The sequence below is a fragment of the Fluviicola sp. genome, from assembly GCF_030151805.1.
Taxonomy (GTDB): domain Bacteria; phylum Bacteroidota; class Bacteroidia; order Flavobacteriales_D; family Crocinitomicaceae; genus Fluviicola.
Window position 1 is genome coordinate 1 of the sequence record NZ_JASLCN010000201.1, and the last position, 4011, is coordinate 4011.

The window sequence follows — 4011 nt, forward strand, 5'->3', positions numbered from 1 at the left end:
AGCTCAGTTGGTTAGAGCGCAGGATTCATAACCCTGAGGTCCCGAGTTCAACTCTCGGTCTCGCTACAAAAAAAGGAAGCTGGTTTGGCTTCCTTTTTTTATTTCTACATCTATCGTAAAACATTTCCCGAGTTCATCCCGATTGCTATCTGGACTCGGTCTCGCTACAAAAAACCAGTTTAGTACTGTTTTCTTTCCTCAAAACGCACTCTCACCTTCGTTCTTTCTTCATTATGAGAATTCTCCGCAGGAAAAAATGCTTACACCGTCCATCTGTTAGGATGCTGCATAAAAAGATTCTATTCTCCCGGCTTCTTAATGCCGAATTCTAGTTACCTGCAGTGAAACCATTCCAAGCGATATGGAAGTCATATCGCCTCCGGATAATTCGGTGGTATATTTTCTTTTTAAAGGTTCTTCTACGGAAGATTTCCATACAGATACATTTCTCAGACTTCGCCACAAGCATTCCCAGGAATACATTCCGATACGTTCTGAATTTTCACCGTACAATTCAAAACTCCCGGCGGTCCCATCTTTTAACTCATTTTTTCCGCTGGAGTAAATCGTGTAACTTTTCCCCGAAGGAATTTTTACACCCTCGATGACGGACGAGGAGATTTCATGATCTTTTCCGGCTTCATCCTGGAAGAACTTTCCCGTAAACAAGTCTAATTCTTTAATGATTACATCGAAATTGCTCGGGTAAATCGTAATTGCTACCCATTGTGGATTTGCCATAAGTCTGTTGTTATTGTTTTCACAATCGAAGATGAAACAAATAGATAACAGCTGAATGAGTATAATTAACTGTTTTTTGATCCGGTAATTGTACCTGAAACGGAGCTTTCAACTCCGCTCAATCTCTGTTTCGGTTAATCCTTGATTATCAAATCGTATTTGGAAAGCAATCCAAGCAATCCTGCATGCGAAAAAGCGGCTTTTTTAATGCGGTTTCTTTCCGGGTTAATCTCGAAGTTAACAGCAGTCGTGAAATCGGCCTTGTCGAGAATACTACGGTCGAAAATCGTACGGGTCAGATCGCAATTCAGGAATTTTGCTTCCGTGAGGTCACATTCTGAAAAATCAACTTCTTTGAGCACCGAATTCATGAAAACGGTTTTCTTCATGCGCTTTGAGTGGAAAGTCGCATAATCGACATTGCAGTCCGTGAACTTCACAGAAAATAGAAAATCATTGCAGGAGCTGAAATCAACACCTACCACTTTGCAATCTTTGAAATGAACATCTTTCAATCCGGCGTATTTCAGAACAGTCAACGAGAAATTACAACTTTCGAACTCGCAGTCCACAAAATCAATGTTGCTGAAATTGGCTTTCGAGAAATCACAATCTGCAAATCTGCAATTGCTGAACTCATTATTAACCAGTTGTTTGTTTGCGTAATTAATCTTGCTGAATGTTTTCCCCTCGTGAAGTTTGTTGCTCATTTGACCGAATTTTAAGACTGAACGTTTTACTGTTTTTTATTTCAACAAATTTACGGAATGAAATCAAGAACGATTCGGTGAAAAAGAGATTTACCAACTGATTTTTACAGGCTTAGCGGTTGAAAAGTATGTGAAATAAAACTTGTGAAATCGAAAAAAAATCTGTGGTTCCCTTGTGGAAACTAGTTTCAAATAGTATATCAGTGTATTTTGGAAACTATTCTAATGTAATTTTGCCAAAAACAGATTACGATGAATTTAATTGACACAATGAATTGGCGCTACGCCGCAAAACACATGACAAGCCAAAAGGTTTCAGAAGAAAAAGTACAGGAAATTCTGGAAGCAATCAATCTAACAGCAACTTCTGCCGGGCTTCAACCCTTCAGAGTGATTTCCATCAGCAATCCTGAATTGAAAGCAAAACTTCAGGCTGCTTCATTCAACCCTCAGGTTGCCGAATCCTCTCACCTGCTTGTTTTCGCATCTTACACGCACATTTCCCAGGCTCACGTGGAAGAATACATCTCGTTAATTGCAAATACGCGGAATGTTCCTCTTGAAACACTGGCGGGCTTCAAAGAAAACCTTTCAGGTTTGCCTTCCATGCCGGAAGATTTCATCAAAAACTGGGCTGCAAGACAAGCTTACATCGCTTTGGGAACGGCAATCATTGCTGCCGCAAACCTGAAAGTAGACAGTACACCGATGGAAGGTTTTGATAATGCTGCTTTTGACGAAGTCCTGGGACTAAAAGAAAAAGGATTGCAATCCGTTGTTTTGCTGGCTTTAGGCTACCGCGATGAAGCATCAGACTTTTTGGTCGGGCAGAAAAAAGTACGTATTCCTTTGGAGGAATTGATCGTAACCTTGAATTAAAAAACCGGTAAACAACCCGTATAATCATGAAAGAGCCTCCAAAGGGCTCTTTTTTTTGCCTGGTTTTGTACGGGAATGCTGGTGACTAATGGTGGGAATTATGTACTTAACGCAGTAACAGTTTATAAATCCAACCTCATTTTAACCGCAAAGATGTAAATCTCAATTCCATCGGAAAGCGATCGTTTAAACCTTTGGGAACGACCTGTTTTTAAAGGTGTATTTTTGATACTGTTCCGACTGAACTCAAGCCGATATCGATTTCTATCCGTATCGTTTTTGCTAAAAAGGTGAATACAACAATTCGTTCGGTTTGAAATAAATAAACCCGTTCGGAAGATCCAGAACCGTATTAAATCGCTTCAGGAAATTATTCCCGAAGAAACCAGCCATCTTTTCCGTCGCATCAATTCCTTCTGTTGCACTGGAAAGATTCATCGGAATGGCATAAAAGGACTTCTCTCCTATTTTCAATTCCGGTGCCAGAACAATCGGCATCTCATAAACAGAACCATCAGAACCCTGGAAGGACGCAAGCGCAATCTGTTCCGTTTTATTCTTCAAAAGATGTTTGCGTTCATACGGTGAGGCAATCGTTAACGCATCATTTGCTCCCGAGTCTAATCCGAAGAAGCCTTTATACTGCTTCCCTTTAACCACGATCGAACACGGAATACTCGGATAGGAATCCACGAAATGAATTTTTACTTTGTCATAACTTTCCAGGTTTGCATGAAATCCTGCAGGTTCATAAAACTTCAGAACACCTTTGTTGTAATCGATCTCCACAATGTGTTTGTTCATCAAATCCGTTCCGAAAACCCCGTCAAAAGCATTGGTTCCGAAATCAATCAATGACAAGGTAACCTTGCTCTTTACAACACCGGAAAAAGTAATTTGATTGTTACTGCTTGTTCTGACTTCGTTGACACCGTTTGATCCTTCATTTACCGTTTGCCCGTCGATCTTCAAGGGAAGAAATTTATTCGAATTGGTATTGATCACCGAACTATTCGCCCCGGTATCGAACAGGAATTTGACACTATCCGTTTCGTTGACTTTACAATAAAGGAAAATGCAGTTGTCTTCCAACACAAAAGGGACGATTGATTGAGAAAACGAAACGAAAAATGAACAGGCAAAAACGAGGGGGAGAAAAAACTTCATAACGATTATTGATGTTGTTTAATGATCTGAGCCAGTTGATTGGCCGGAACAACTCCCGATTGTCTCCAGACTATCTTTCCTTTCTTGAACAGAATCAACGTCGGAACACTGCGGATTTGGTATTTGCTTGCTGCATGCGGATTTTTATCCACATCTACTTTCAAAACAGAAGCCGTATTTCCCAATTTGGATTTCAAATCGTCCAATATTGGTTTCATCGTCTGACAAGGTCCGCACCACGTTGCGAAAAAGTCTACCAAAACAGGTTTTTCAGCATGGATTATCTCGGAAAAAGAAGCCATTGTATTTTTCTTTTAAAATGATAGTATATCCTGAAACAGAGGTGATGTAATCATTTTTTTCACGCAGACACCTACAAATTAAACTCTGCGTGACTTAAAAAAATCACCTCCCACGGAACAAGTCATAAAATTACAACTTCGCCCGGAATCTCTCAGAAACAAAGAAGGCGATTAACGTTATTTGTGTTTTCGCACCAGTATTCTTACTCCGG

General features: G+C 40.1%; 5 protein-coding genes. 1 reads left to right on the forward strand and 4 read right to left on the reverse strand.

Translation table 11 applies throughout. The annotated features are described in order from the left end of the window. Positions 1-315: 315 nt before the first annotated feature. Together Q1V93_RS07570 and Q1V93_RS07575 are read right to left on the reverse strand one after the other, a co-directional pair. Positions 316-741 (reverse strand): aegerolysin family protein, encoded by a 426-nt coding sequence (locus Q1V93_RS07570; protein WP_300663374.1) that lies wholly within the window; start codon positions 739-741, stop codon positions 316-318. Positions 742-875: 134 nt separating this feature from the next. After that, positions 876-1451, reverse strand: a complete 576-nt coding sequence (locus tag Q1V93_RS07575) for a pentapeptide repeat-containing protein (protein WP_300663376.1) — start codon at positions 1449-1451, stop codon at positions 876-878. A gap of 252 nt (positions 1452-1703) precedes the next feature. Between Q1V93_RS07575 and Q1V93_RS07580 the strand changes: the two genes are divergently transcribed. Continuing rightward, the gene (locus Q1V93_RS07580) at positions 1704-2330 is read left to right on the forward strand and encodes an NAD(P)H-dependent oxidoreductase (RefSeq protein ID WP_300663380.1); all 627 of its coding nucleotides are present in this window, start codon (positions 1704-1706) and stop codon (positions 2328-2330) included. Positions 2331-2612: 282 nt separating this feature from the next. On the opposite strand, the gene Q1V93_RS07585 is transcribed toward Q1V93_RS07580, so the two are convergent. After that, entirely contained in the window at positions 2613-3497 is an 885-nt protein-coding gene (locus Q1V93_RS07585; RefSeq protein WP_300663382.1) for a retropepsin-like aspartic protease, read from the reverse strand. Positions 3498-3502: 5 nt separating this feature from the next. Next, entirely contained in the window at positions 3503-3799 is a 297-nt protein-coding gene (gene trxA / locus Q1V93_RS07590; RefSeq protein WP_300663383.1) for a thioredoxin, read from the reverse strand. Positions 3800-4011: the final 212 nt, after the last annotated feature.

Bases quoted from the DNA above. Each gene is read 5' to 3' on its own strand.
- Q1V93_RS07570 (WP_300663374.1), bottom strand. From the start codon at position 741: ATGGCAAATCCACAATGGGTAGCAATTACGATTTACCCGAGCAATTTC.
- Q1V93_RS07575 (WP_300663376.1), bottom strand. From the start codon at position 1,451: ATGAGCAACAAACTTCACGAGGGGAAAACATTCAGCAAGATTAATTAC.
- Q1V93_RS07580 (WP_300663380.1), top strand. From the start codon at position 1,704: ATGAATTTAATTGACACAATGAATTGGCGCTACGCCGCAAAACACATG.
- Q1V93_RS07585 (WP_300663382.1), bottom strand. From the start codon at position 3,497: ATGAAGTTTTTTCTCCCCCTCGTTTTTGCCTGTTCATTTTTCGTTTCG.
- trxA (WP_300663383.1), bottom strand. From the start codon at position 3,799: ATGGCTTCTTTTTCCGAGATAATCCATGCTGAAAAACCTGTTTTGGTA.